Origin of the sequence: Paenibacillus tyrphae (assembly GCF_024158745.1) — a bacterium.
GTDB lineage: Bacteria > Bacillota > Bacilli > Paenibacillales > NBRC-103111 > Paenibacillus_G > Paenibacillus_G tyrfis_A.
On the sequence record NZ_JAMZAW010000083.1, the window covers coordinates 1 to 290 of the forward strand.

A 290-nucleotide genomic window follows, 5' to 3' on the forward strand; every position below is an offset into this window, starting at 1 on the left:
GGTGGTAACTATCTCGCCCGCCTCCGGGGTAAGCTGCGTCGAAGATGGCGTCATCAAGCCGATTCACGGCTGCATTCACGACGCGAACGAGGTGATTTTCGGGAATGTCCTCTTCTAAGTCCATTGGCAAACAAAGTTGATCCATGGTATATTGAATGTACAAAGAAACCGTCTCCTTTTGTAATGGTTGGGTGGTACCTCCATTTTAACAAGGAACGGTTTCTTTTTGTATTCTTTGATACAAAAAAAAGTGTCCCTCAGCCATTTTCATGGCTTTTGGGACACCCTCT

The 290-nt window shown here is 45.9% G+C and carries 1 pseudogene; it reads right to left on the reverse strand.

Annotated features, from left to right (window positions below):
• Window positions 1-163, reverse strand: a pseudogene (locus tag NI000_RS37370) (IS1182 family transposase); the annotation flags it as partial.
• Window positions 164-290 lie beyond the last annotated feature (127 nt).